We start from the raw sequence: 25,699 nt of genomic DNA, 5'->3' as shown, positions 1-25,699 counted from the left end.
GGGGTAGGCCCCAGGAGTCGTGGGCCGCGGGCATGCCGAAGGACCGCGCGCCGTGGTGAGATGCCGCGCGGTCGGCTCGGTCGTGCGAAGTTCCGGGGTGTCCCGGCGGTGTGGCGGCGGTGTGGCGGCGGTGTTCCGGGGCTCCGGACACGCCGCGGCCCCCGCCCCGGTGCTCGCGGGGCGGGGGCCGTCCGGGCACCCCAGGGGTGGATCAGACCGTGAGGGCCTTGATCGCGGTCGGCGCGTGGCCGGGCTCGGTCGCGAGCTCCTCGAACTCGGTGACGTCGCTCATGTCGACCGTCTTGCTCATCGCGATGTTGGTGACCCGCTCCAGGATGGCCTCGACGACGACCGGGACCTGGTGCTCGACGGCCAGCTTCTTGGCCTCCTCGAACGCCTCGCCCAGCTTCTCCGGGTCGGTGACCCGGATCGCCTTGACGCCCAGGCCCTCGGCGACCTTGACGTGGTCGACGCCGTAGACGCCGATCTCCGGGGTGTTGATGTTCTCGAATTCGAGGTTGACCTCGAAGTTGATGCCCAGGCCGCCCTGCGCCTGACGGATCAGGCCCAGGTAGGCGTTGTTCACCAGGACGTGGACGTAGGGGACCTTGTGCTGGGCGGCGACCGCCAGCTCCTCGATCATGAACTGGAAGTCGTAGTCGCCGGAGAGCGCGACGATCGGGGTCTCCGGGTCCGCGGTGGCGGCACCGATGGCGGCCGGGATGGTCCAGCCGAGCGGGCCCGCCTGGCCGCAGTTGATCCAGTGGCGCGGCTTGTAGACGTGGAGGAACTGCGCGGCGGCGATCTGGGAGAGGCCGATGGTGGTGACGTAGCGGGTCTCCGGGCCGAACGCCTTGTTCATCTCCTCGTAGACGCGCTGCGGCTTGATCGGGATGTTCTCGAAGTGCGTACGGCGCTGCAGCGTGGCCTTGCGCTCCTGCGCGGAGGCCGCCCAGGCGCCGAAGTCGGGCAGCCTGCCCGCGGCCTTGAGCTCCTTGGCGATCTCGATGAAGAGCTCCAGGGCGACCTTGGCGTCGGAGGCGATGCCGTAGTCCGGGGCGAAGATCTTGCCGAGCTGGGTGGGCTCGATGTCGACGTGGACGAAGGTGCGCCCCTTGGTGTACGCCTCCATGTTGTAGCCCGTGTGGCGGTTGGCCCAGCGGTTTCCGATACCGAGGACGAAGTCCGACTCCAGGAACGTCGCGTTGCCGTAGCGGTGCGCCGTCTGCACGCCGACCATGCCGGCGGCCAGCTCGTGGTCGTCCGGGATGGTGCCCCAGCCCATCAGGGTGGAGATGACGGGGATGTTGGTCAGCTCGGCGAACTCGACCAGCAGGTCGGAGGCGTCGGCGTTGATGATGCCGCCGCCGGCGACGATCAGCGGGCGCTCGGACTCCAGCAGGAGGTTCAGGGCCTTCGCTGCCTGGGCCCGGGTCGCGGACGGCTTGTAGACCGGCAGCGGCTCGTAGGTCTCCGGGTCGAACTCGATCTCGGTCAGCTGGACGTCGATCGGCAGGTCGATGAGGACCGGGCCGGGACGGCCGGAGCGCATCAGGTGGAAGGCCTGCTGGAAGACGCCCGGGACCTGGGCGGCCTCGAGGACCGTGGTGGCGGCCTTGGTGACCGGCTTGGCGATCGAGGCGATGTCGACGGCCTGGAAGTCCTCCTTGTGGAGCTTCGAGACCGGGGCCTGGCCGGTGATGCACAGGATCGGGATCGAGTCGGCGATCGCGGAGTACAGGCCGGTGATCATGTCGGTGCCGGCGGGGCCGGAGGTACCGATGCAGACACCGATGTTGCCGGCCTTGGCGCGGGTGAAGCCCTCGGCCATGTGCGAGGCCCCCTCGACGTGGCGGGCGAGGGTGTGGCTGATGCCGCCGACGTTCTTGAGCTCGCGGTAGAAGGGGTTGATCGCCGCGCCGGGCACGCCGAACGCGTTGGTGACGCCTTCGCGCTTGAGGATCTCAACGGCCGCTGCGGCGGCGGTCATACGAGGCATGGGAGGGCTCCTGCTTCGACCAGGCGGAACCAAGCTCCTCGGCTCGACGAGCTTGTTTCCGTAATGCGGAAGTATTGTTCTGCTATACGGAAGCAATGTAGGTCGAGGGGCGGAGAGCCGTCAAGGGAGCCGGAGCGGCCGATGGCCGAACTCCCTCCCCCGGACGGCCGGATTGGTGGACGATGGGGTCGGACGACAGGGGGTTCGGTGTGGGTGTGGGTGAGTCGGTACCGGTGCGCTGTCCGGAATGCCTCTGTACGCAGAGTTACGCGCCACCGGTCTATCCGTGTGTCTGCGGCACTCCGGTCGAGCCGCCGGTGATCGCGGGGGCGACGGCGGAGCCGATCACGCACCGCAACTGGACGGACGAGTGGGTCCTGGTCCGGTGCACGGCGTGCGGCCGCGAGGACGAATGGCCCCATCCGGAGCTGGGCTGCGCGTGCGGCACGGTGCTGCGGGTGCCCGTCCGTCCCCCGGACGCGATCCGGCCGGCCGGCGACGGCCTCGGGAACGCCGCCGGCCGTGCGGGCGGCGGCTACGACGGCCTGAAGGACGCCTTCCGTGACGCGCTGCGGGGCGAGGGCGTCGGGTCGACGGCCCGGCCGGAGCACGGGGGCCGCCGGGACGACGACGGCCCTGCGCGGACGGACGGCGGGAGCGGCACGGGCGTACGCCCCGATGCCGGGCCGCGCGCCGCCGGCCGGGACGACGACGGCCACGACGGCCACGTCCAGGCGGACGGCCGGAGCGGCGCGGGGGTGCTGCCCGAGGCGGGCCCGCAGGTCGGCGGGCGGGACGGGGTGACCACGGCCGCGCGGGGCGGGAGCGGTGACGTCCGGCTCGGCGGCGGGATCCCGGCGGACGGCCAGGGCGGTGCGGGCCGCCGGATCGACGGCTGGGACGGTGCGGACGCGCCACCGGCCCAGGAGTCGCCGCTCCCCGCCGCGCACGGCGACGCGCCGCTCGCCGGCTGGGACGGCACCGCCGGTCAGGGCCCGGGTCCACGGATCGTGCCGATGGTCGCGGGCGGGCGGGACGTGTTCCGGCCGGTCACCATCCGCACGGCGCGCGACGCCGTCGCCGCGTCGGCCGGGTATCTGCGGTGGCTGGGATTCCGGGACGTGGTCCAGCCCGAGGAGCGGTCCGTCTCGGGCGTCGACCTCCGGGGACCGGGCCTGGTCGCCCAGGTCGACCCCAGCACCCGGCCGTCCACGCTCCGCGCCGTCGAGTGCCTCTGGCTCAACGGCCTCAGCAACGCCGCCGTGAGCGTCTTCTTCTCCCTCGCGGGCTACACCCCCGAGGCACGCTCCCGCGCCGACGGCCTCGGCGTCCCGCTCTTCGTCCTCGACCTGACCGGGACACCGCAGGCCGTCAACTCGCACGCCGAGGAGCTGATCTCCGCCACCGCCCACTGACCCGGAGACCCGGTCGGCGCGCGGGCCGGTGACGCGCGGCGCGCCGGCCGGGTCACCCGGGGAAGGCCAGCCGGTACGTCGCCGCCTTCATCGCCGAGGCCACCGCGTCGGTGATCGGCCCGGTGGCCGCCGGGCCGGGGCGGCCCCGGCACGGGTGACGGACGGCGTCCAGCAGCTCCGCGAGGACCTGCCCGCGCCACCCCTCGACCTGCCGCCCCTGGCCCCGGTCCCGTGCGCCCGCGGGTACGTACTCCCGTACCGGCACCACGCCCATCACCCGCCGCCGCACCGGCACCAGCAGCCCTCCGGCCACCAGGTCGCACCGCGTGGCGTCGAGGAGCTCGGCGCCGAGCCGTTCGACCCATGCCCGGGGGCCGCGGGCCCGTTCCGCGAGCAGCAGGCGTTCGAGCGTCAGGTCCACCGCCCGGTCGGGGCAGCGCTCCGCGCCGCAGACGAGGATCCCGGCGGGCGCCGCGGTGATCCTTCCCGTCAGGGCCAGCTCATGCAGCGCCGCGCCCGCCGTGGCGTAGCCCAGCTCCGTCCTCCGCAGCGGTGACCGCAGGCTGTCGTGGCTCGCCCGCAGCACCAGCTCCGCCGGCAGCGACCGCACGGCCCCTCAGACCCCGAGCCGCTGCTTGACGTCGGCGAAGAAGGGGATGTGGCGGTAGTCCCCGGCCTCCTCGTCGTAGTCGGTGTACCGGTTCGTGAAGTCCAGGAGCCCGGTCTTCACCTCGGCGACCGACGCGGTGTGGATCCGCCGCTCGACGGCCTGGATCTCGCCCAGGAAGCCCGCGAGGACGTCGGGCAGCTCGGGTCGGAGATGGATCTTCTCGTCGCGCAGGGCGATCCCGCCGTGCCGCGAGAGGTAGTTGAAGAGCAGCTGGGAGGCGACGGCGTCGTAGTTGGGCCGGGGGATGCCCTCCACCGCGTACCGCAGCAGCCGCTCGGCGAGCATGTACTCGTACGCCCGACGGGCCTCCTCCGCCGGGAGTTCGGGGTCGTTCAGGCACACCAGCATCGAGGAGACGTCGACCCGCAGCTCCTCGAGACCGGCGAGGGGCTTCAGCTTCTTCGCGTGGAGGTAGTCCGGTATCGGCATGTCGCCCTGCCGGTGGTGGTACTCGTGCAGCCGCACCCACCAGGACGACGCCGCCTCGACGAGGTCGTCGTCGGCACCCTGGACGAGCGGGAAGCTGCCCGGTGCCATCACCTCGTCGATCATCCTCCGCGTGACGCGGTTGTGCCGTTCCACGAACTTGTCGATGAAGTAGAAGATGAGGTCGTCGGGGTCCTGCCGGCCGTCGATGTGGTTCTCCGGGAACAGCGCGACGACCACCCGGGATTCGAAGCCGTCCGAGCACGCGGTGATGTTCACCGGCATGGTGTTGCTGCCGTAGCGCCGGGCCAGATGGGGATGGGTCGGCAGCGTCTCGTAGGTGAGGTAGTCGAGGGAGAGGCGCGGGAAGTAGGAGGCGTTGAAGAGCGAGAAGAGGTGCCGGTCCCGCTCGATGTTGATGTGCTCCTTGGTGCGGCTCAGCCGCCGCTCCGGCAGGCCCTCGCGCAGGTCCTCACGGAGGTCGTCCATGAAGGCCTGTGCGGCCGGCTGGTGGCGCAGGTGCTCGGTCTCCTCCAGGTGGCGCAGGAGTTCGGCGAGGAACGCGGGGCTGGTGACGTCCGTTCCCGGGGCGATCCGGCGGCGTATCTCGTTGACCTCGTCGATGACCGGCTTGATCTCGTTCGACACCGCTACCACCGCTACCGCCTCGCCTTCGTCGTGGGATGGTTCTGCCGTTTCCAGTACTCGAGGCCGCCGATCATCTCCTTGACCCGGAAACCGGCCGCCGCGAGTGTCGCGGCGGCCCTGGAGCCCGCGTTGCAGGCGGGGCCCCAGCCGTAGGTGACGTAGACCGGCTCGGGGTCGAGCCCGCGCAGAACGGCGTCCGTGAGGTCGGCGTGGGGCAGGCCGAGGGCGCCGGGCAGGCACTCCTCCTCGTACGCGGCCGTCGCCCGCGCGTCGACGAGGACGAAACCCGTCACCCCCGCCGTCAGGTCGTGGTGGACGTCGTAGGGGTCGGTCTCACAGGCCAGCCGCGCCGTGAGGAAGTAGCCGAGCGCCGTCTCCGGGGCGGCGGCGGGAATGCCCAGGACGCGCGAGCCGGGCACCTCGGGACCGGGAACTCGGGAAGGGGAGTCCCCGCCCGCCGCCTCGGCGTCACCGCTCCGGACCGCCTGGGGCCGTGTTCTGCGTGGTGTTCTCATCCGCGTTCCCGTTCTCCGCAATCCAGCTCTCGATGAGGAATTTGCCGATGGAGTCCGGCCGGTAGCCGTGGCCGGCCTCGATGTGCTCGCGCAGTTCGGCGGGGGTGAACCAGCGGGTCTCGACCAGCTCCTCGCCGTCGGCGGCCGTCTCGTCCGAGACGGCCTCGGCGCGGAAGGCGACCATCAGCCCGGCCGGGAACGGCCATGCCTGGGAGCCTTGGTAGACGACGTCCTTGACCACCGCGCCGGCCTCCTCGAAGACCTCGCGACGGACGGCGTCCTCCAGGCTCTCGCCGATCTCGACGAATCCGGCGAGGGTGGTGAAGGCCTCCGGTCCGGAGCCGGCGTGCCGTCCCAGGAGGCACCGCCGGGGCTCCCCGGCCCCCTCCACCAGGACGATCACCGCGGGCTCGATCCGCGGGAAGAGGAGCTTGCCGCAGTCCCGGCAGACCCGCACGTGTCCCCCGTCGCGGCCGTCGGTCGGCCCGCCGCAGGCGCCGCAGAACCGCTGTTCGCGGATCCAGTGCGTGATGCCCCTGGCGTAGGCGAACAGACCCGCCTCCGCCGTCCCGATGGTCGACACGAGGGCGCGCACGTCCTGGACGGCGTCCGCGCCCGCCAGGGTGAGCGCCTCCTCCCGGGGCAGGCCGGACAGGTCGGCCGCGAGGATCGCGGTCTCGCCGTCCATGCCCAGGAACACCGGCTCGGGGGCCGCGTCGAGGAGCGCGCGGGCCTCGACCGTTCCGAGGGTGACCGGCGCGCCGCCCCGCACGAGGCACTGGTCGCGCCAGAGCGGGACGATCCGGGTGCCGGGCCGGGCGGCGAGGCCCGTGATCCACGCGGCGTCGGTGCGTCGGCCGCCGGCCCGGTCGATGTCGAGCCCGGTGTAGTGCACGGAGGTTCTCCTGTCGTTCCTCGCCCCGCCGAGGGCCGGGGCTGGGGGTGGGTGGCTCACCCCTGGCCGCCCGCCGTGGCGGGATCCGGCTCGCGGGCACGGTCCGCGAGGGACGCGCCGAGCGCGGCGAAGGCGGCGGCCAGATCGTCCGGACAGTCGTCCAGGAGGCCGGCGACAGCGTCCCACACCACTCGCGCGGCCCTGACCAGCAGACGGTCCTGCGGGGGCGTCAGGAAGTGCTGGAATCCGAGCATCTCCAGCGGGGCGGACATCTGGACCAGGACGTGGTCCGGGGTCTCGATGAGCCACCCGTCGAACCGCTCCGATTCGACAATGCGTTTCACCGCGGAGCGGACCGATGCGATGTCGACGGAGTCGTGGCGTCGTCTGCGGAGCACGGTCAGTCCTCGTAGCGGATGGGCTCGTAGGAGGCGAGCCGTTCGAAGTCGCGGTAGAGGGTGGCGTAGTCGTGGTTGCGGACGAGGAACGTGCCGCCGTTGTCGATGAGGGAGGCGCCCTGCCTGATCTCCTCGCCGACCCGGACCTTCCACTTCATCTCGACCTCGCTCTCCACGTCCGGGGCGACCAGTTCGGCGACGATCCCGGGCCGCTTGGGCATGACCGCGTCGAAGCAGTACATCTGCTCCTGGTCCCAGGGGTGGCTCGCCAGTCCGGCCTCGATCTCGAAGGCCAGGTTGAGGAGCGCGACGGCGTAGTTCTGCTGCATGGCGGCGAGCCCGGCGAGCCCCTTGAAGCGGGCGCCGACCTCCAGGAAGACCAGTTCGTCGTCCTTGGTGTGGAACAGCTCCAGGTGGGAGGCGCCGTCGAGCCTGCCGAGCGCGTCGAGGACCGTCTCGGCGAAGCGGATCATGCGGGGGACGCGCGGGTCGGAGTCGATCAGGTTGATGTCGGCGTTGACCCGGCCGCGTTGCACCTCGGTGGAGTTGACCAGGTACTCCGTCACTCCGCCGAAGACGGTCCGCCCGTCCTGGACCACGAGGTTGACGCTGAACATGGTGCCGTCGATGTGCTCCTCGTACTCGTAGCTGCGTCCGAGGTCGCGCGGCAGGGCCAGGAACTCCTCCGCCGTGAAGACCTTGTACACCCCGTCGGCGGAGGCGGCGTCGACCGGCTTGAGGACGAACGGCATGCCGACGTCGGCGACGATACGGTCCAGGCAGACCGCCGGATCGTCCTGGAAGGCCCGCTGGTCGAAGCGCCCGAAGCGGGGCACGCGCAGGCCGGTTCCGGCCAGTTTCTCCTTCATCAGGCACTTGTCGCGGTAGGGCAGCAGCTGCTCGTAGGTGGGCCCGGGGAGCCCGAGCTCCTCCCGCAGTTCGGCCGTCAGCAGCAGGTTGCGCTCGTCGAAGCAGTGCAGGGTCAGCTCGCCGGGGCCGGCTCCGGCGGCCAGCTCCCGGACGATCCTCCGCGTGGCCGCGGGGTCGACGATCGAGGACTCGGTGTACGACGGGTCCTCCAGGCCGCACGGGACGACGTGGATCCGGTGGAAGTAGGCCCGCTCGGCGTCCGAGACGTTGGCGCTGTCCTGCTCGGAGAAGATCCCGACGAAGCGGACCTTCTCCGGCTCGACCAGCAGGTCGTGGCGGAAGACTCCGAAGCCACGCGTCGATATCACTGCGACTGTCCTCATGCGTTCTCTCCGATCGTCTTCGTGGTGTGCGCTCGGCGTTCCAGCACCAGCAGCAGCGGGATCGCCAGCAGGCTCAGCCCGAGCAGGAAGAGCATCGGCAGGACCTCTCCCCTGGCCAGCAGGAACGTGAGCAGACCTGGCGCGGCGACCTCGCCGACGGTCCAGGACAACTGGTAGGTGGCCAGATAGCGGCCGCGGATGTGCGCGGGGGCCATCGACACGCTGAGCGTCTCGACGGCGGGGAACGCGATGACCTCGGCCAGCGTGAAGACGACCATCGCCAGGAGGAGTCCCGCGTAGGTGACGGCGTCGGGCGTCGTGTAGAGGAGCGCGAAGAGGCCGAAGGCGGCCGCGTTGAGCACCGCCGCCAGCATGATGACCCGGGTCATCCGGGACCCTTCGGTCCGCCGGGAGACGAGGGTCTGGGTGAGGGAGACCTGGACGGCGTTGACGACGATCAGGGTGCCGGCGGTCCAGGCGGGCAGGTCCAGCGCGTCGACGATGTAGATCGCGAGCAGCACCTTGATCAGCATCTGCCCGAAGACCAGGGTGGCGTTGACCCCGATGAGCAGGGTGTACGAGACGTCCCGCAGGACGGTGGCGTAACTCGCCCTGGCCTGCTCCACCTGCTCCCCGACGCCGGCGGGTGTCGCGTGCTCGGGAGGCTCCCGGCGTACCGGCTTCCACAGGAACAGCAGGGTGGCGGCCAGGACGTAGCTGACCGCGTTCCCGACCACGATGGCGTGCAGGGCGGTTCCCTCGCCCAGCGTGAAGGCGAAGGCAGCGAGCGCGCCCCCGATGCCCATCGCCGTGTTGCGCAGGGCCGTCATGAAGCCGAACCAGCTGGTGCGCCGGTCCTCCGGCGAGGCCAGCACCACCAGACCGCTGCTGGAGGTCCAGTAGGTGGTGTGGCCCACCTGCACCAGGAAGACGACGACGACGATCTGCCAGACGGAGTGGGCCATGAGGAAGCCGAGGTAGCCGGCGACCGAGACGAGGTTGCCCCAGGCGGCGGTCCGGCGGGCGCTGAAGCGGTCGATCAGCGGCCCCACGACGAGCGACGCGGGCAGGGCTATCAGCCGGGCGACGGTCATCGCGGCGCCGATCGCCGTCACCGAGACCGAGGTCGTCCTGGCGAAGTACACCAGGGTGAACGCCATGATCAGCCCGGTGCCGAGGCTGTCGATGAGGCTCGCGGAGACGAACCTGCCGTTGCCCTTCAGTCGGGGTATGCCGAGTCTCTGCCATACCGTCTCGGGTGCGAGGGTGGTTGCCACTGTCCCGGCTCTCTCTCGTTGGCTCGTGGGGGGCGCGCGGGCTCAGCCCGCGGCGGGGCGGGTGACGACCCGCACCCGGCCGATGAGCGCGTCGATGCGCTCGATGGCGGCCGCGGTGGTGCCGGCGGTGACCAGGACCTGGACGTGGCGGCCGAAGTTGTCGCTCATCGGCTCGATCACGTCACCGGGACGGACGTGGACGTCGACGCCGAACACTCCCTCCTCGGCGCGCAGTTCCTCGACGCCTTCGACGGTCTCGACCGTGCCGGGCTCGCCGTTGACCCACTTGGTGGCGGCGCCGAGGACGGGCCTCGGGCGGTCGGTGAGGGCGGGCAGGACGCGCGTCGGCCAGCCGGAGGCGTACCGCTCGATGTCGAAGCCGTGGGTGACGGCCATGAAGTCCAGGAGCCGGTCGCCGGCCACCCGATCGTGGCCCTCGATGATCCGCGGGCCCTTCGAGGAGAGCTTGATCTCGGTGTGGCCGACGCCGTGCCTCAGCCCCATGGCCGTGAGGAAGCCGACGACGTGGTCCACGATGGTGGACTCGTCCTCGTCGCTCAGGATCGCCGGCAGGGCGTGCCCCATCTCGACGCAGCCGTCGTGGAACTTGTCGGTGATCGAGACGACGATGTGCCGGCCGTCGAAGGAGAAGCTCTCGACGCTGTACTCGACCCCGTCGATGTACTCCTCGGCGATGAAGCGGTCCACGGGGTAGAAGGTGGCCATCGGCAGGTCGTCGCGGCCGCGCAGCCCGGTCAGCTCCGCCCACGCCTCGTCCGCCTCCTCCGGGCCGTGGATGACGGCGATGCCCCGGCTCGCCGTGCCGTCCAGCGGCTTGACGATCACCGGGAAGCCGTACCGGCCGGCGAAGTCGCGCACGTCGGCGGCCGAGGAGACCTCGGCGCAGCCCACCGACTCGAAACCGGTGCTGTGCAGCCACTCGCGCATCCGCAGCTTGTCGTGGAAGCGGCGCGCCACCTCGTACGACGTGCCGTCGAAGCCCAGCATGTCGTTGATGCGGCCGGCCAGTTCGGTGGCCTGCTCCACCAGGGTCATGACCGCGGTGAAGCCGTACGCCTCGTGGGCGGCGCGGACGATCGGGCGGGTCACCTCCCAGTCGAGGTAGTCGACGAGCAGCAGCACGTCGGCCGTCTCGGCCTGGCCGGGCAGCAGACGCTCCTTGTGCTGGAGGAAGACGATCCGCAGACCGAGGTCCTTGGCCTTCCGCAGCGCCTCCAGGCGGCCGCCGATGATGAGGATCGTGGCGGGCGCGTCGCCCTCGCCGCTGCCGGGGGCACGGGGGGTGTCGGTGTCCATGGGGGCCGCTCCTTCGCTCGTCATGAGGTCGCCGCCACCGCGGCGCGTCCGTCGGTCGCGGGGCGCCGGCCGGCGCCTTCCGCCTCGTCGTAGAGGGCCTCGACGAGGATCTCCAGGCCCCGCAGCAGGCTGCTGTCCTCCGCGACCAGCGGGGGCAGGATCTTGACCACCTCGCTGTCGCGGCCGCAGGTCTCCACGATCAGTCCGTGGTCGAAGCAGCGGCGGGAGACCTTGGCGCCGGAGATGCCCGTGGCGCTCAGGTCGATGCCCTGGATGAGGCCGCGGCCTCGCAGCCGCGTGGCGAACCGTGCGACGACCTCCCGGCGGAGGAAGTCGGCGACCAGCTCGCCCTTGCGGCGCACCTCCGCGCCGAAGGCCGGGTCGGCGCCGTCCGCCCAGTGGGCGCGGACGGCGGCGGCGGCCGCGACGAACGCGAGCTGGTTGCCGCGGAAGGTGCCGTTGTGCTGGCCCGGCTTCCAGATGTCGTACGCGGGCTTGAGCAGCAGCAGCGCCATCGGCAGCCCGAATCCGCTGATCGACTTGGAGAGGGTGATCAGGTCCGGCTCGATCCCGGCCCGCTCGAAGGAGAAGAAGGAGCCGGTACGGCCGCAGCCGACCTGGATGTCGTCGACGACGAGAAGCACCCGATGGGTGTCGCACCAGCGGCGCAGCCCGGTCAGGAACGTGTCGGGGGCGACGTACACGCCGCCCTCGCACTGGACGGTCTCCAGGAGCACGGCGGCCGGCTTCTCGACCCCGGAGCTGGTGTCGCCCACCAGCCGGTCGAGGAGGTCGAGGCTGTCGAACGGCCCCATCGGGGAGTCCGGGTAGGGCACGTGGGTCACGCCGGACAGCGTCGGGCGCAGGCCCTGCTTGTAGAAGTCGGAGCCGACCGCGGCGAGCGCGCCGGTGCTCATCCCGTGGAAGCCGCCGCCGAAGGCGATGACGTTCGTCCGCCCGGTGACCAGGCGGGCGACCTTGAGCGCCGCCTCCACCGCGTTGGTCCCCGACGGGCTGCAGAACTGCACCTTGTGGTCGAGGCCGCGCGGGGCGAGCACCAGGTCCCGGAAGACCTCCAGGAAGTCCTGCTTGGCGGTGGTCGCCAGGTCGAGGCCGTGGGTCAGCCCGTCCCGCTCCATGTGGTCGATGAGGGCCCGCTTGGCGAAGTGCGGGTTGTGGCCGTAGTTGAGCGCGCCCGCCCCGGCGAGGAAGTCGAGGTAGCGGGTGCCGTCCGCGCTGACCAGGAACTCCCCGCTGGCGGTCTCGAACGTGGCGGGGAAGGACCGCGCGTAGGAGCGGACCGCCGATTCACGGTCCTCGAACACCTCGGCCAGGCCTGGGCCCTGGTTCATGGTTCCCTCTCTGTCGCATGCGGGTGCGGGTGCGGTCACGGCCGCCGTCCGTCGGGCGCGGGCAGGTCCCGGCCGATGTACTCGGAGAAGGCGACGATGTTGTGCGGGTTGTCGCCGAGCCGTACGCCGTTGACGACGACCTCCCGGCGGGCCGCGAGGCCGAGCCGGTGCGCCTCGGCGGCCGTGGGCGCGGTGACGATGAACATGCCGACGGCGTCGAGCTGGTCGGCGCGGCCGCTGAGCCGCTCCCCCGGGCTCTTGGTGGCGCGGGCGGCGATGCTGCCCTCGGGGAACTGGATGGTCCGGAACTCGGTGGTGCCCGGCGGGGGCAGCACCACCATCTCGACGGCGTACCGGGGCGGCCGGGCGGTGAAGCCGAGGTCGGGCGCGATGCCGCACCCGACGTCCACGAGGACGCTCGCGTAGTCGAGCCCGTACGCCTCTCCGATGGAGACGGGGGAGGCGAACCCGGCGGGGCGCGGGTTGAAGTCGATGAGTTCGGCGGTGCCGTCGCCGGCGACCATGAACTCCAGGTGCGTCCCGCCGTGGTGGAAGCCGAGGCACTCGTGGACCGCCCGCGACGTCTCGGCAAGCCGCGACAGGTGGGGGTGGTGGTACGGGGTCTGCATGCCCTGCTCGACGACCGGGTCGGAGGCGAGGACGTAGCGCCCGGTCAGGGTGACGAAGCCGACCTCGCCGCGGTGCACCACGGATTCGACGGAGAGCAGCTCGCCCTCGGCCTTCTCCTCCAGGACGAAGCCGCCGTGCGCCCGGATGTAGTCCCGCATCAGCGGGTTGACGACGTCGGCGGTGCGGACGCGCTCCGCGGCGGCGTGCAGCTCGGCGAGCGTGGAGACCTCGAAGCAGAGCGCGCTGCCCGTGCCGTTCGCGGGCTTGAGGACGGCCGCTCCGACGAACTCCCACTCCTCCCAGGCCAGGGCCTCGTCGAGCGGGACCCCGCGCAGGGCGGAGAGCCCCGCCTCGTACAGCGTCGCGCGGACCCGGGTCTTGTCGAGGATGCCCAGCAGGGTGCCGGGGTCGGTCGTCGGGAGTCCGGCGAGCTGCCGCAGGGTGGCCTGGTGGGGCAGGGTCGGCTCGAACATGCTGTGCGTGCCGGCGATGTCGTACCGGCAGGACAGGTCCTTCAGGACGGTGTCGAGGGCGGGGGTGTCGGCCCAGAAGGCGATCGGGACGAGTTCGTCGACCAGTCCGTCCGGGACGGTGAAAGGGCCCGTGGCGCACAGCGGGTTGTGGTTGAGGGCGACGATGTCGAAGCCGCGCGCCTTCGCCTCCTGCGCGGTGTGGAGCATGGCGTTCATCAGCTCGAAGAGGACGAACGCTCTTCTGCGGGGCATGGCGTTCTCACTTCCCTGTGGGGACGGCGTCGGCGTGCGGCGTGGCGGCCGTGACCGGTTCGGTCCCGATGTCGGTGCGGTAGCGCATGCCGGGGAAGGAGATGCGCTCGATGCGGGCGTAGGCCCGGCGCCGGGCCTGCTCGGGCGTCCGTCCGGCGCCGACGACATGGACGACGCGGCCGCCGGTGGTCCGCGGGACGCCGGACGCGTCGCGGCGGACGCCCGCGCAGAAGACGAGCGTGTCGGCGAGGTCGCCGGGCCCGGCAGGGCCGGCCTCGTCGCCCGCCGCGTGGCCGGCGGTGCGGTCGAGAACGCCGGTGCCGGCGGGGCCTGTGGTGCCGGTGGTGCGGTCGGGACCGGCGGCGGTGCGGGGCCCGTCGAGGCCGTGGACCGGCTGGCCGGTGGCGTACGGGCCGAAGGGCCAGCCCACCAGGGCGTCCGGGTCCGCCGGGTCGAGGCAGCCCTGGACCAGGGCGACGGAGCAGCGGGCGAGCCCGTCGGTGTCGAGCCGGCGGCGGGCGAGGTCGCGGGCGAGGACGGCGCGGCACAGCTCCGTGAAGTCGCCGCGGACGCCGGGCAGGACGACCTCGGCCTCGGAGTCGCCGAACCGGGCGTTGATCTCGATGACGACAGGGCCCCGGGGGGTGAGCATGGCGCCGACGTAGACGAAGCCGGTGAAGTCGAGGCCCTCCGCCCGCAGTCCGCGCACCAGCGGGTCGACCAGCGTGGCCCGCAACTCCTCGCGCAGCGCGGGGCTGTCGTACGGGTGCGGGGCCACGGACCCCATGCCGTCGCAGTTCTTGCCCGCGTCGGCCTCCAGGGTCCGCTTGTAGTCCATGGCCGTCGGGAAGACGAGCGCGCTGTCGCCGTCGAGGAGGGCGAACACCGAGATCTCGCGACCGGTCAGGCGCTCCTCGACGACGAGGCGCAGCCCGGGGCCGGCGCCGCCGCCCCGTTCGGTCCCGGCGGCCCGGTCGGCCTCGGCCGCGAACCGGTCGATCGCGGCGAGGGCCTCGCCCGGGGAGTCGCAGACCACCGAGCCGTCGCCGTCCGGGGTCAGCCCGTCCGTCTTGACGACACAGCGGTACGGCCGTGAGGCGACGTACTCCTTCGCCTTCGCCGCGTCCGTGAACACCTCGAACTCGGCGACCGGGATGCCGTGGTCGCGGCAGAACTCCTTGCCGCGGGTCTTGCTGGACTCCAGGGCGGCCGCGGCCGCCGTGGGGCCGATGACCCGGTGGCCGGCCCGGCGCAGCTCGTCGACGTACCCGAGGGAGAGGGCGTCGATGTGGGAGACGAAGACGAACTCGACGGGGTGGACGGCCAGGTAGGCGAGGGCCGTGCGCGGGTCGTCCAGGGAGACCGAGCCCGCGGACACGATGCGCGGGTGGTCGACGACGTCGCATCCGGGGCCGTAGTGGACGGTCACGTGCGGGTCGGTTCGGGTGAACAGGTCGCAGATCGCGTGGCCGCGTCCGGTGCCGTCCACCACGAGGACCGCGTGGGGTGTCTGGGTCACCGGGTCACCCCGTCCTGGTCGCGGTGAGCGGAGCGGAGGGGGCGGCGGTCCAGTCGCGGACGCTGTTGCCGACGTACACATGGGTGAGCAGGCCGCCCCACGCCTCGAAGTAGCGGTCGGCGTTGCCGGTCGCCAGGTCCTCGTTGCGTATCCACGAGGAGTTCGCCCAGTCGACCTTGGGGCGGACGTGGTGCAGGTCGTGCTGCACGGTGTCGCCGACGAGGATCCACATCCGGTACGGCGCGTAGAGCAGCACCATCCGCAGCCACCAGCCGGTCCAGGCGCCGCAGCGGGCGAGCGGCCCGGCGCCGGCGGTGTCCGGGACGGGCGCGCCGCAGAAGCGGCCGAAGGTGAGCTGGTCGCGCTGCGCCTTCGTCAGCCGTTCGGCGTTGTCGTGCAGCCACCAGCGGTGCTCGCTGAGGGTGTAGAGCAGCGTCTGGTTCTGGAAGAAGAAGGTGGCGGGCAGGAACCAGAAGAGCAGCCAGGGGAGCCACCAGCCGGTGAGCGTGAGGAGGACGGCGGTGCCCGCGAGGTAGGCGTACGCCATGACCATGCGGTAGAGCGGCGACCTGGTGAGGAAGTTGGCGCGGATCCGGCCGGCGAGGAAGCCCCAGTGGTGGGCCGGGGACAGGACGGCCTTGAGCAGATAGCGGCGGAACTCCCGCCGGCTCATGCCGGGGCGGGCGCCGGTGCCCTGGAGGTAGACCGTGTCGCCGTCCTTGAGGGAGCAGGGGAAGGCGTGGTGGGTGAGGTGCTCCTGGCGGTTGCCGTCGTAGGGCGGGCGCCACAGCAGGGTGGTGACGATCTCGCTGACGACGCGGTTCCCGGCGGTGGAGCCGGTGAACATCCGGTGCAGCGTCTGGTGGACGACCACCACGTCCAGGCGGCGCATGCCGCCGGCCGTGGTGGGCCAGGAGAGCAGGACCAGCGGGACGAGGACGTACCAGGGGCCTGCCAGCGCGTACACGCCGAGGGCGATGCCGAAGGCGGTCTGGACGGCGCCGGCGACCAGGGCCAGGGTGGGGCGCCAGAGCACCCGCGGCCGGGACCCGGCCAGCGGCACGCCGGTCACCCAGGTCAGGAAGGGCTGGAGGGCGCGCGGCAGGCCGCGCATCGTCTCGCGCGGCTGTGTCGTCTCACGGGGCGCGGTCCCCCGGGGCTTCGCCTCGGCCGGCGGCGTCGGCTCGGGTGCCCGCGTCGGCTCGTGCTCGTGTGGGGGCATCGACGGCTCCTCGGTGGACGGCCGCATCGCTTCAGCCGGCACTTCGGGGGTCCCGGACGCCGCCGAAGAGGGTGTCGTTGGTCTCGTGGGTCATCGGCTTGGTCAGGTCCTCGGTGCTGGCCAGCGTCATGTTGACGATGGTGCGGCGGCCCTCGCCCCGGATGGGGTGCACGCGGTGCATCGTGGTGTTCGTCTTCACGACGTAGGCGTCGCCCGCCTCCAGCGCGTACGAGCGGACCTGGCTGCTGATGAGGGCGCCGTAGACGTCCGGATTCTCCTTGTCCCAGGAGGTGTGGGGCACGGCCTGGACGAATCCGCCCTCGGTGTAGTGCGGCGCTTCGAGGACCAGGATGATGCCGTAGGTGTAGTCGTCCCAGTGCCAGCCATGGGTGTCGCCCGACTTCCCGAGGCGGCTGATGACGTAGTGCTCGCCCGCGTACGGACAGGAATGCACCTGCTCGCCCACGATTCCGGAGACGAATCCGAGGAGTTCGGAGGAGAAGTAGAACGCGTCGATCAGCGGACCCTCGTCCTTGATGACCGGTTGTCCGACCGTGGTCATACTGCGCGGGGTGTTGTCGGTGATCTCGAAGACGAGATCGTGATTCACCCCGTACCTGTCCATGATGGAACAGGCCTCGTCCTTGATGGGCGCGAAGAGTTCGGGCGGACAGAGCTGCCGGAGCGGGACGATGTGTTCCGATGCGAACTGTTCGCGCAGCGCGGCCCTTGCCCCGTCGTCGAAGTTCTCCGTGAAATGGCGGCCGAGCAGCCCGTTCACCTCGGCTGCCGTGACGCGCAGCGTGCTTCCCTCAGCGGTCATCTGTTTTCCCTCGTGGTGTGGTGTGCGGTGCGGAGCTCTGCGAGCGGAATACCGGGTCAGGGCCCGGATTTCACAGGGGATTTCAGCGGCTCACAGGGTGGCGTCGGCCGGGCGGCGGAACTCGAGGGCGTGGACCGAGAACCGCTCCCCCTCGAATTCGGCGCTGCCGACGGCCCGCTGCGCCTCCAGAATGCCGAGCATGGTCTCCTTGTGTTCGGCGTAGGCCAGCAGCGGAATGTCCATCTCGCACACTTCGAGCGTGCGCCACTCGTATCCGCGCGTTTCGAGATCGGCGATGGTGCGCGGGACGTCGGCCAGCGAGGAGTGCGCCATGATCAGCCGGCCGCCGGGGGCGAGGAGATCGTCCATCCGCGCGACGACCGCGTCGTACAGGGCCCGGCCGTTCCGGCCCGCGACGAGCGCCGTCTCGAGGCCGTTGTCGGTGGCGTAGCTCGGGTCGTGGGGCAGGTGCGGCGGGTTGGTGACGACCAGGTCGAACTTCCTGGGCGGCGTGTACTGCGCCAGGTCGGCGGTGACGCAGGACAGGCGGCCGGTGTCCAGGCCGTTGAGCTCGACGTTGGACCGGGTCTCGGGGGCTGAGGCCGCGTTGATGTCCAGCGCGGTCACGTGCGCGGCGCCGGCGGCGAGCAGCGCGACGGTGTAGAGGCCGGACCCGCAGCCCACGTCGAGCGCGTGCACCCCGTCGAGGTCCAGCGCGTGCTCACCGTCGAGCGCGGCGACCAGGCTGAGCCCGCAGTCGGTGGGGAAGAGCACCTCGGAGGGGTCGCTGACGCCGATGCGGAGCTTTCTGCCGCGGAACTCGAAGATTCCGAAGGACGGTCGCGCGGCCCAGAGGGATCCGTTCTCGCCGATGGGCAGGACACGCTTCCGGGTGAGCACCTTCGTGGGGGCATGGGTCATCTCGGCCGGGACCTTTCGAGTCGTGTGCGGCGGACAGCCGGAATTCACTTGCGCCCGGAAATGGTCCGGACCAAGGCAGGGCTGAGCGGAAATCGGCTAGCCAGAAAAGGGGTGCGCGGGCAGGGCGAAGCGCGACAGAAAAGCTGGGAAAAGGGCACCATGAAGGGCATGGGCATGACACGTCTCAAGGCGCATGAGGGTGTGCGGGAAAAGGGCACACAAAGAACGCCGGACGCGCGGAAGGTCCGTGATCGCAGGGGGTGGGTCGTCTCTCGGGACGACCGTCAGAACACCGCCGACTGGTTCACTTCAGAGGCCACTGCGAAGATCAGTGGAGCCCAGCGGGGGCGAGGAAAGTGCGTGACGTGCTGAACGGGTGGGGGGAACGCCACGAGCGCAAACCCACCCGTTTTCGGGTGTTCATACAACGTACTGCCTCCGGCTGGCGGGTGACCGTAATCGGACCTGCGAGGAAGGGGTGATCCTCTGCGGGGAGTTGAGCAGTATTTCGATGAGTGCGGCCGGGCATGGTGTGCGCGGCACGCACAAGCTAATGATCGGCAATGCCGTACGTCAACCTCCCGCGATCGCCCAATTACGCTACCGGAAAGTTGTGCGGTGGCTGGAATAAATGATTCCGACCTCAGAACAGGTGGATACCACCACATAGTCGCGCGTTACGGGCCATGGGTTCCGGCCATGCGGCGCGTGACGATCAAGCTTCTCGTGGGCACAACTCCCTTGGGGGGTGGGCGTGATGCCGATCGAGATGTGGTGGTTCCTCGCCGCGGCCTGCGGTCAACTGGCCCTGGCGGCCTTTCTGTCGCGAAACCGCAGCCCGCGAGGGGTGGAACTCTCCCCGCAGGCGCTCGCCCTGCTGCGCGGAGGACGGCGGGCCGCCGTCACCGTGGCCCTCGTCGCCCTGCACCAGCGGGGTGCGGTGGCAGCCGGGCGCAAGGGCACCATTCGCGCCAACGGCGGGCCGGGGCAGACCCGCGACCCGGTGCAGCTCGGGGTACACCGCTCCCTCCAACGCGCTGTAGACGTAAGGGCGTTGACCTCCAGGCCGGCGGCGCGCCGGGCCGTCGACGCGCTCCTGTCCGAGCTGGGGCGGGCCGGACTGGTGCGCCCGCCGGGACGGACGCCGGTCGTGCGGGCCCTCCTCGGCTGCGTACCGCTCACGGTCGCCGCGGGGCTGCTGACGGCCAGGCCGTCCGGGTCGGCGCTCGCGCTCACCCTCGGCCTGGGCACCCTGCCGGTCCTCGGCGCGGCCGCCCTGTGCCTGCTCCCGCCCACCTCGCGGGCCGCGCACCGGCTCCTCGCGGGGCTCCGCGAGCGCCACCCGCTGCCCGCGGACCGCGCCGAGGTCACGGACGGAGAGCTGGTCCAGCTGTACGTCGCCCTGTACGGCGACCCCGCGCTCGCCCTCTTCCTCCCCCGTTTCTCCCGCGACGGAGGTCTGCTCGCCCGGGACAGTCCGTGACCGCGCGCGCCATACTTCCCGTATGCGCATCCGAGCGGCCGCGCCGGCCGAGCTCCCGTTGCTCCAGGACATCGAGCGGGCCGCGGGCGAGCCCTTCCGCTCCCTCGGCATGGCGGTCGTCGCCGACGACGAACCCCTCCCCCTGGACGTCCTGGACGCCTACCGGCGGGCCGGCCGCGCCTGGGTGGCGGTCGACGCGGCGGACCTCCCGGTGGGCTATCTGCTCACCGACACCGTGGACGGGGCGGCCCACATCGAACAGGTCTCGGTGCACCCGGCCGCCGCCCGCCGCGGCATCGGACGCTCGCTCATCGAGCACCTGGCGGCCGGGGCGGAGCGGCAGGGCCTGACCGCGCTGACGCTGACGACCTTCACCCAGGTGCCGTGGAACGCCCCGTACTACACGCGCCTGGGCTTCCGCGCCCTCGCCGACACGGACCCCGCCCTCACCGCCGGACTGCGCGCCATCCAGCGGGCCGAGGCGGCACACGGGCTGGCGACCTGGCCGCGGGTGTGCATGCGCCGCGAGCTGAGCACCGCCTCCCACCTCCGGCCCTCGGACGGTTGACGGCGCCGCCTCCCCGAGCGGGCCGGGGCGACGAAGCCCGCTCCGGGAGGCCCCGTCACTCCCCCTCCGCGCCCCCGTCCCCGTACCGCCGGCGCAGTTCGACCTTCCGCACCTTCCCGCTCACCGTCATCGGGAATTCCGCGAGGATCTCCACCCGGCGCGGGATCTTGTAGTGCGCGAGCCGGTCGCGGCAGAAGGCGGTGACGTCCTCCAGGGTGGGCGGGTCCGCCGGGTCGCGGGGGATCACACAGGCGAGGATCTCCTCGCCGTAGCGCTCGTCGGGGACGCCCACCACCTGGACGTCGGCGATCTTCGCGTGGCCGTAGAGGAACTCCTCGATCTCCCTGGGGTACACGTTCTCGCCGCCCCGGATGATCATGTCCTTGATGCGGCCGACGATCCGGACGTACCCGTCCTCCCGCATCAGCGCGAGGTCGCCGGTGTGCATCCAGCGGCCCTCGTCGATCGCCTCCGCGGTCTTCTCGGGCTCGTTCCAGTAACCGAGCATCACGCTGTAGCCCCTGGTGCACAGCTCGCCCGCCGTCCCGCGCGGCACGGTGACGCCGGTGGCCGGGTCGACGATCTTCACCTCGACGTGCGGCATGACCCGGCCCACGGTCCCCGTCCGGCGCTCCAGGTCGTCGTCGCGGCGGGTCTGGGTGGAGACGGGCGAGGTCTCGGTCATGCCGTAACAGATCGACACCTCCGCCATGTTCATCTCCGCCACGACCCGCTTCATCACCTCCACCGGACAGGGCGAGCCCGCCATGATCCCGGTGCGGAGCGTCGAGAGGTCGTACGTCGTGAAGTCGGGGAGGTTCAGCTCGGCGATGAACATCGTCGGTACGCCGTACAGCGAGGTGCACCGCTCCCGCTCCACCGCGCGCAGGGTGGCGACGGGGTCGAAGGACGGGGCGGGGATGACCAGACAGGCACCGTGCGAGGTGGCCGCGAGGTTTCCCATGACCATGCCGAAGCAGTGGTAGAACGGCACGGGGACGCAGACGCGGTCCCGATCCGTGTAGCCGATCATCTCCCCCACGAAATAGCCGTTGTTGAGGATGTTGTGGTGGGACAGGGTGGCGCCCTTGGGGAACCCCGTCGTGCCCGAGGTGTACTGGATGTTGACCGGCTCGTCGCAGGACAGCTCCGCCGGCCGCCGGTCCCCCGCCGGCCGGGCGAGCAGCGTGTCCCAGCTCGGGTCCCCGAAGTAGACGGCCTCGCGCAGCTCCGGACACCGGGCACGCACCTGCTCGACCATCGCGCGGTAGTCGCTCGTCCTGTGGCTCACCGAGGCGAAGAGCAGCGAGATCCCGGCCTGTCGGAGGACGTACGCCAACTCGTCCGCGCGATAAGCCGGGTTGATGTTCACCATGACGGCGCCGATGCGGGCCGTCGCGTACTGCACGAGCACCCACTCGGCGCAGTTCACCGCCCAGATCCCCACCCGGTCGCCCTTGGCGACCCCACTGCCGAGCAGCGCGTCCGCCAGCCGCTCCACGTCCGCGCCGAGCTCGGCGTACGTCCAGCGGCGGCCGGTGGGGACGTCGACCAGCGCCTCCCGGTCCGGCCAGGCGGCGACGGTCCGGTCCAGGTTGGCACCGATGGTGTCACCGAGCAGCTCGGTGGTGCTCGCCCCGTGGGCGTACGACAGGCTCCGCGTCCCCGACGGGCTCATGCCGCGTCCCCCTCGGTGAACTCGGTGCCCTCGCCCTTCGCCGTACGCTCGCGCAGCTCGATCCGGCGGATCTTGCCCGACACGGTCTTCGGCAGCTCGGCGAACTCGATGCGCCGCACCCGCTTGTACGGGGCGAGGACGGCGCGGGAGTGGGCGAAGAGCGCCTTCGCCGTCTCGGCGTCCGGAGCCCAGCCCTCGGCGAGGACGACGTAGGCCTTGGGGACCGCGAGCCTCAGCGGGTCGGGGGCCGGGACGACCGCCGCCTCGACGACCGCCTCGTGCTCCAGGAGGGCGCTCTCCAGCTCGAACGGGGAGATCTTGTAGTCACTGGCCTTGAAGACGTCGTCGGCGCGCCCGACATAGGTGAAGTACCCCTCCGCGTCCCGCGATCCGATGTCCCCGGTGCGGTAGAAGCCGCCCGCCATCGCCTCCGCCGTGCGCTCCGGGTCGCCGTGGTAGCCCGTCATCAGTCCCACCGGGTCGTTGGAGAGGTCGAGGCAGATCTCCCCCTCGTCCACGTCCGGGCGCCCGCTGACCGGGTCGACGAGCGTGACCCGGAAACCGGGGCTCGGCCGGCCCATGGAGCCCTCCTTGAGCCGCTGGCCCGGACTGTTGGACACCTGGACGGCGGTCTCCGTCTGACCGAAGCCGTCCCGGATGGTGACGCTCCAGGCCCGGCGGACGGCCTCGATGACCTCCGGGTTGAGCGGCTCGCCGGCGGCGACGACCTCACGCGGAGGGCGCGTGAGCTGCGTCAGGTCGGCCTGGATCAGCATCCGCCAGACGGTGGGCGGCGCGCAGAAGCTGGTCACCCCGTTCCGGTCCATCTCGGCCAGGAGCCGGGCCGGGTCGAAGCGGGTGTAGTTGTGGAGGAAGACGGTCGCCTCGGCGTTCCACGGCGCGAAGAGGTTCGACCAGGCGTGCTTGGCCCAGCCGGGCGAGGAGATGTTCAGATGCACGTCACCGGGCCTGAGACCGATCCAGAACATGGTGGCGAGATGGCCCACCGGATACGAGGTGTGGGTGTGCTCCACGAGTTTGGGGCGGGCGGTCGTACCGGAGGTGAAGTAGAGCATCAGCGGGTCGTCGGCGAGCGTCTCGCCCTCGGGCTCGAACGTCCCCGAGGCGTCGTACGCCCGCTCGTAGCGGAGCCAGCCGCCGTCGGGGCCGCGCCGGTCACCACCGTCGGGGCCCGCCTGCCCGTCGCCGGCGCCGACGACGACGCGGGTGTAGTCCCCCGGCACGTCGTCGAACTTGGCCGTGTCCTCGGCGCGGGCGATCACGTGCCGGGCGCGGCCGCGCTCGACCCGGTCGCGCAGGTCGGCGGGGCCGAGGAGAGGGGTCGCCGGGATGACGACGGCGCGCAGCTTCATGGCGGCGAGGGCCGTCTCCCACAGCTCGGCCTGGTTGCCGAGCATGACGATGATCCGGTCGCCGGCGCGCACGCCCTGCGCGCGCAGCCAGTTGGCGGCCCGCGCGGAGCGGTCGGACATCTCGGCGAAGCTCAGCTTCGTCTCGGAGCCGTCCTCCTCGACGAGGTGCAGGGCGGTCCTGTCGTTGCCGGCGGCGATGACGTCGAACCATTCGAGGGCCCAGTTGAAACGGTCGGGGCGGGGCCAGGCGAAGCCCTCGTACGCCGTCGCGTAGTCCTCGCGGTGCTCCAGCAGGAAGTCCCGGGCGGCCCGGAACCTCTCCGTCGCGCTGGTGGCCGTCATGTGTCCTCCTCGTTGCGGGACCGGTCACGGACATCGTGTAATCGGTGACCCAGGTCTCACTACCCCCGTTCGGGGGTGAAGGGGTGGTTCCGTGCCCGAGCAGACGCGGCGGACGCACGAGGGGGAGATGCGCGCGGCCCTGCTGCGGCTGCGTCGGACCACCGGGCTGCAGGTGGTCTTCGGCGGTCTGCTCCATGACGGCCGGCGGCTGCGGATCGCCGAGGTGGACGGCGCCGTGACACCGGCCCTGCACGGTCTGTCGATCACCGCCGGGAACGGTCTGGGCGGACGGTGCCTGGCCCTGTCGCGGCCGTGCGCGGTCACGGACTACGCCTCCGCCCGCCACATCACGCACGAGTACGACGTGCCGGTGGCCGCGGAGGGGCTGCGCTCCGTGGTCGCCGTCCCCGTCGTCGTACGGCGGACGGTGCGCGGTGTGCTGTACGGGGCGCTGCGCGAGGCCGTCCCGATCGGCGAGCGCGCCCTCGACGCGGCGGTGGCGGCGGCCCGCGACGTGGAACAGGCGCTGGCGGTACGGGACGAGGCGCCGCGACTCCTTGCCGGCGGCGGCCCGGCCCCGGGGCCCTCCTGGGAGGAGGTGCGGCAGGCGCACGGAGAGCTGCGGGAGCTGGCGCCGCTGATCGGTGACCCCGAGGTGCGGGCGCGGCTCCTCGCGGTGTGCGGGCGCCTGGAGACGGCGCCGGCCGGGCCGGGGCGGCCGACGGGAGTGACGCTGACGCCGCGCGAGACGGACGTGCTGGCGGCGGTGGCCTCGGGGGCGACCAACGCGGCGGTGGCTCACCGCCTCGGGCTGCGCCCGGAGACAGTGAAGGGCTACCTCCGCTCGACGATGCGGAAGCTGGGGGCGCACAACCGGCTGGAGGCGGTGGTCGCGGCGCGGAGGTCGGGGCTGCTGCCCTAGGGACGACCCTGGTCGTGTCCGGGGAGTCTCGCCTGGGGCGCGGCGGTCTTCGGGCGGGCCCCGGTACGTTCCGGACACTCCCTCAGGGGTGTCGTGCCGATCGTGCCGGGGTCGCGGCGGCCGGGCCGCTCTCCCCGGTCCGGCCTGACCGACGAGACATCCCCCGGGAACGCGCGCGGCCGGCCCGCCCGCGTGCGGTCAGGCGGCCACGACCCCGAACCGGATCTCGTACGGAAGCCCTTCCCGCGCCATCACCCCGAGCAGGCGCTCGGCCTCTCCGGTCAGCTCGGCGCGCTGCTCCTTTCCCGGACGGCCGAAGGGCTCGATGGTCATCGTCGTGCGCTCCTTGCCCTCCTCCAGTCGCCACAGCCCGGCGACGAGGCCGTCGAGCAGGAAGACGCAGTACGCCTGGTTCCCCTTCCAGGTGCGGTCCTTCGCCCCGGCGGGCACGAGCCGGGAGCGGTCGGCGTGGGAGAGCAGCAGGTTGTCGAACTCGGGGAGGAAGCGCGCGGGGGCCGGGGTGTCCTCGTCGGGGCGCGGGGCGTCGGGCAGGTCGAAGAGTTCCACGCCGTGCTCGTCGCGGAAGGTGAGGAGCCGGGGGCGCAGGCGCTCGAAGGCGTCCCGGAGCCGGGTGAGGCCGGACCAGGTCTGCATGTCCTTGACGGAGGCGGGACCGAAGGCGGCGAGGTAGCGCAGGACGGTCCCGTCGGGGGCGGGGGCCGGCGCGGCGGTGCGTCCGAGCCAGGTCTCGGCGGTGGTCAGGCAGACCTGTCCGCTTCTGCGCCACAGGCCACGGGGGGTGACCTGGACCAGCGGCAGCAGGCAGCGCGCGGCGATGCCGAGCGCCTGCGGGTCGGCGTTGGGCCACTCCACGAGGAGCGCCTCGCGGATCTCCTTGGGGGTGCGGGGGCGCTCCTCGACGAGGTCGCGGGCGAGGACGGCGAGCCGGTCGAGGTCGACACCGACGAGTCCCTTGCGGAAGAGGGTGAGCTCGCGGTCGCGGGCGGCCTGGACCAAGGGCCGCAGGGTGAGCACGTCCTCGGCGGTGTGGGTGTGGATGGTGGAGCGCATGGTGACGATGCGGGCGGCCTTCCGCGTCTCCATCAGCGTGGAGAGCTCCTCGGGCCGGAAGCCGGAGAGCCGGGCGGCAAGGGCGTAGTACGGCGGCTTGGTGTTCTGCGCCTGCAAGCCGAGCAGGTGCGAGACGGCGTCCTCGGCGGACAGCTCGGCGGGGCTCAGCAGCAACTGCCGCGCGAGCGTGGCGCGGCCGAGGGCGCGGGCGGTGAGAACCGGGGCGTTCGTCGTGGAGGCCATGGTCGGCACGTTAC

The 25,699-nt window shown here is 71.9% G+C and carries 22 protein-coding genes; 4 read left to right on the top strand and 18 right to left on the bottom strand.

Annotated features, from left to right (window positions below; all coding sequences use genetic code 11):
• Positions 1–211 precede the first annotated feature (211 nt).
• Positions 212–1,990, bottom strand: coding sequence for a glyoxylate carboligase (gene gcl / locus ACZ68P_RS10800; protein ID WP_471005575.1), 1,779 nt, complete (start codon positions 1,988–1,990; stop codon positions 212–214).
• A gap of 224 nt (positions 1,991–2,214) precedes the next feature.
• Here gcl and ACZ68P_RS10795 point away from each other — a divergent pair, with 224 nt between their 5' ends.
• Positions 2,215–3,414 carry a hypothetical protein gene (locus ACZ68P_RS10795; protein ID WP_471005024.1) on the top strand — a complete coding sequence of 400 codons (1,200 nt, stop codon included), beginning with the start codon at positions 2,215–2,217 and terminating at the stop codon, positions 3,412–3,414.
• 52 nt (positions 3,415–3,466) lie between these two features.
• Here ACZ68P_RS10795 and ACZ68P_RS10790 read toward each other — a convergent pair whose 3' ends face one another.
• From ACZ68P_RS10790 to ACZ68P_RS10725, 14 genes are all read right to left on the bottom strand, one after another.
• Positions 3,467–4,024, bottom strand: coding sequence for a GOLPH3/VPS74 family protein (locus ACZ68P_RS10790; protein WP_471005022.1), 558 nt, complete (start codon positions 4,022–4,024; stop codon positions 3,467–3,469).
• Between the two features lie 6 nt (positions 4,025–4,030).
• Positions 4,031–5,158: a DUF6421 family protein gene (locus ACZ68P_RS10785; RefSeq protein WP_471005020.1), complete on the bottom strand. Its 1,128-nt coding sequence runs from the start codon at positions 5,156–5,158 to the stop codon at positions 4,031–4,033.
• 11 nt (positions 5,159–5,169) lie between these two features.
• A complete protein-coding gene (locus tag ACZ68P_RS10780; protein WP_471005018.1) occupies positions 5,170–5,577 on the bottom strand; it encodes a rhodanese-like domain-containing protein in 408 nt (135 codons plus the stop codon).
• A 49-nt stretch (positions 5,578–5,626) separates the two neighbouring features.
• Positions 5,627–6,568 carry an NAD(+) diphosphatase gene (gene nudC, locus ACZ68P_RS10775; protein ID WP_471005017.1) on the bottom strand — a complete coding sequence of 314 codons (942 nt, stop codon included), beginning with the start codon at positions 6,566–6,568 and terminating at the stop codon, positions 5,627–5,629.
• Positions 6,569–6,624: 56 nt separating this feature from the next.
• The gene (locus ACZ68P_RS10770) at positions 6,625–6,966 is read right to left on the bottom strand and encodes a hypothetical protein (protein ID WP_471005015.1); all 342 of its coding nucleotides are present in this window, start codon (positions 6,964–6,966) and stop codon (positions 6,625–6,627) included.
• A 2-nt stretch (positions 6,967–6,968) separates the two neighbouring features.
• Positions 6,969–8,219: an ATP-grasp domain-containing protein gene (locus ACZ68P_RS10765; protein WP_471005013.1), complete on the bottom strand. Its 1,251-nt coding sequence runs from the start codon at positions 8,217–8,219 to the stop codon at positions 6,969–6,971.
• Positions 8,216–9,496 carry an MFS transporter gene (locus ACZ68P_RS10760; protein ID WP_471005011.1) on the bottom strand — a complete coding sequence of 427 codons (1,281 nt, stop codon included), beginning with the start codon at positions 9,494–9,496 and terminating at the stop codon, positions 8,216–8,218. Before ACZ68P_RS10760 ends, ACZ68P_RS10765 begins: the two co-directional genes overlap by 4 nt.
• Before the next feature lie 42 nt (positions 9,497–9,538).
• Positions 9,539–10,813, bottom strand: a complete 1,275-nt coding sequence (locus tag ACZ68P_RS10755) for an ATP-grasp domain-containing protein (RefSeq protein ID WP_471005009.1) — start codon at positions 10,811–10,813, stop codon at positions 9,539–9,541.
• Positions 10,814–10,833: 20 nt separating this feature from the next.
• Positions 10,834–12,165, bottom strand: a complete 1,332-nt coding sequence (locus tag ACZ68P_RS10750) for a diaminobutyrate--2-oxoglutarate transaminase (protein ID WP_471005007.1) — start codon at positions 12,163–12,165, stop codon at positions 10,834–10,836.
• 35 nt (positions 12,166–12,200) lie between these two features.
• Positions 12,201–13,520, bottom strand: a complete 1,320-nt coding sequence (locus tag ACZ68P_RS10745) for an ATP-grasp domain-containing protein (protein WP_471005005.1) — start codon at positions 13,518–13,520, stop codon at positions 12,201–12,203.
• Between the two features lie 7 nt (positions 13,521–13,527).
• Complete coding sequence (locus tag ACZ68P_RS10740; RefSeq protein WP_471005003.1) at positions 13,528–15,039, bottom strand: phosphoribosylamine--glycine ligase; 1,512 nt, start codon at positions 15,037–15,039, stop codon at positions 13,528–13,530.
• A gap of 4 nt (positions 15,040–15,043) precedes the next feature.
• Positions 15,044–16,261, bottom strand: coding sequence for a fatty acid desaturase (locus tag ACZ68P_RS10735; protein ID WP_471005001.1), 1,218 nt, complete (start codon positions 16,259–16,261; stop codon positions 15,044–15,046).
• Positions 16,262–16,292: 31 nt separating this feature from the next.
• A complete protein-coding gene (locus tag ACZ68P_RS10730) occupies positions 16,293–17,084 on the bottom strand; it encodes a HalD/BesD family halogenase (RefSeq protein ID WP_471004999.1) in 792 nt (263 codons plus the stop codon).
• A 90-nt stretch (positions 17,085–17,174) separates the two neighbouring features.
• Positions 17,175–18,005 carry a methyltransferase gene (locus ACZ68P_RS10725; RefSeq protein WP_471004997.1) on the bottom strand — a complete coding sequence of 277 codons (831 nt, stop codon included), beginning with the start codon at positions 18,003–18,005 and terminating at the stop codon, positions 17,175–17,177.
• A 757-nt stretch (positions 18,006–18,762) separates the two neighbouring features.
• Between ACZ68P_RS10725 and ACZ68P_RS10720 the strand changes: the two genes are divergently transcribed.
• Positions 18,763–19,488 (top strand): TIGR04222 domain-containing membrane protein, encoded by a 726-nt coding sequence (locus ACZ68P_RS10720; protein ID WP_471004995.1) that lies wholly within the window; start codon positions 18,763–18,765, stop codon positions 19,486–19,488.
• 22 nt (positions 19,489–19,510) lie between these two features.
• Positions 19,511–20,056: a GNAT family N-acetyltransferase gene (locus ACZ68P_RS10715; protein WP_471004993.1), complete on the top strand. Its 546-nt coding sequence runs from the start codon at positions 19,511–19,513 to the stop codon at positions 20,054–20,056.
• A gap of 55 nt (positions 20,057–20,111) precedes the next feature.
• Here the strand turns inward: ACZ68P_RS10715 and ACZ68P_RS10710 are convergent, their stop codons facing one another.
• Positions 20,112–21,734: an AMP-binding protein gene (locus tag ACZ68P_RS10710; RefSeq protein WP_471004991.1), complete on the bottom strand. Its 1,623-nt coding sequence runs from the start codon at positions 21,732–21,734 to the stop codon at positions 20,112–20,114.
• Entirely contained in the window at positions 21,731–23,449 is a 1,719-nt protein-coding gene (locus tag ACZ68P_RS10705) for an AMP-binding protein (protein ID WP_471004989.1), read from the bottom strand. The genes ACZ68P_RS10710 and ACZ68P_RS10705 overlap by 4 nt, the downstream gene beginning before the upstream one ends.
• Positions 23,450–23,576: 127 nt before the next feature.
• Here ACZ68P_RS10705 and ACZ68P_RS10700 point away from each other — a divergent pair, with 127 nt between their 5' ends.
• Entirely contained in the window at positions 23,577–24,371 is a 795-nt protein-coding gene (locus tag ACZ68P_RS10700) for a helix-turn-helix transcriptional regulator (RefSeq protein WP_471005573.1), read from the top strand.
• A gap of 198 nt (positions 24,372–24,569) precedes the next feature.
• Here ACZ68P_RS10700 and ACZ68P_RS10695 read toward each other — a convergent pair whose 3' ends face one another.
• Positions 24,570–25,685 (bottom strand): winged helix DNA-binding domain-containing protein, encoded by a 1,116-nt coding sequence (locus ACZ68P_RS10695; protein WP_471004987.1) that lies wholly within the window; start codon positions 25,683–25,685, stop codon positions 24,570–24,572.
• Positions 25,686–25,699: the final 14 nt, after the last annotated feature.

Source organism: Streptomyces sp. NPDC036822 (assembly GCF_055609145.1).
This window is presented reverse-complemented; position numbering and strand designations above follow the sequence as displayed.

Excerpts from the sequence above, each read along its gene's own strand:
- gcl (WP_471005575.1), bottom strand. The coding sequence starts at position 1,990 with ATGACCGCCGCCGCAGCGGCCGTTGAGATCCTCAAGCGCGAAGGCGTC.
- ACZ68P_RS10720 (WP_471004995.1), top strand. The coding sequence starts at position 18,763 with ATGCCGATCGAGATGTGGTGGTTCCTCGCCGCGGCCTGCGGTCAACTG.
- ACZ68P_RS10730 (WP_471004999.1), bottom strand. The coding sequence starts at position 17,084 with ATGACCGCTGAGGGAAGCACGCTGCGCGTCACGGCAGCCGAGGTGAAC.
- ACZ68P_RS10735 (WP_471005001.1), bottom strand. The coding sequence starts at position 16,261 with ATGCCCCCACACGAGCACGAGCCGACGCGGGCACCCGAGCCGACGCCG.
- ACZ68P_RS10715 (WP_471004993.1), top strand. The coding sequence starts at position 19,511 with ATGCGCATCCGAGCGGCCGCGCCGGCCGAGCTCCCGTTGCTCCAGGAC.
- ACZ68P_RS10725 (WP_471004997.1), bottom strand. The coding sequence starts at position 18,005 with ATGACCCATGCCCCCACGAAGGTGCTCACCCGGAAGCGTGTCCTGCCC.
- ACZ68P_RS10755 (WP_471005009.1), bottom strand. The coding sequence starts at position 10,813 with ATGGACACCGACACCCCCCGTGCCCCCGGCAGCGGCGAGGGCGACGCG.
- ACZ68P_RS10710 (WP_471004991.1), bottom strand. The coding sequence starts at position 21,734 with ATGAGCCCGTCGGGGACGCGGAGCCTGTCGTACGCCCACGGGGCGAGC.
- ACZ68P_RS10765 (WP_471005013.1), bottom strand. The coding sequence starts at position 8,219 with ATGAGGACAGTCGCAGTGATATCGACGCGTGGCTTCGGAGTCTTCCGC.
- ACZ68P_RS10700 (WP_471005573.1), top strand. The coding sequence starts at position 23,577 with ATGCGCGCGGCCCTGCTGCGGCTGCGTCGGACCACCGGGCTGCAGGTG.
- ACZ68P_RS10705 (WP_471004989.1), bottom strand. The coding sequence starts at position 23,449 with ATGACGGCCACCAGCGCGACGGAGAGGTTCCGGGCCGCCCGGGACTTC.
- ACZ68P_RS10695 (WP_471004987.1), bottom strand. The coding sequence starts at position 25,685 with ATGGCCTCCACGACGAACGCCCCGGTTCTCACCGCCCGCGCCCTCGGC.
- ACZ68P_RS10745 (WP_471005005.1), bottom strand. The coding sequence starts at position 13,520 with ATGCCCCGCAGAAGAGCGTTCGTCCTCTTCGAGCTGATGAACGCCATG.
- ACZ68P_RS10750 (WP_471005007.1), bottom strand. The coding sequence starts at position 12,165 with ATGAACCAGGGCCCAGGCCTGGCCGAGGTGTTCGAGGACCGTGAATCG.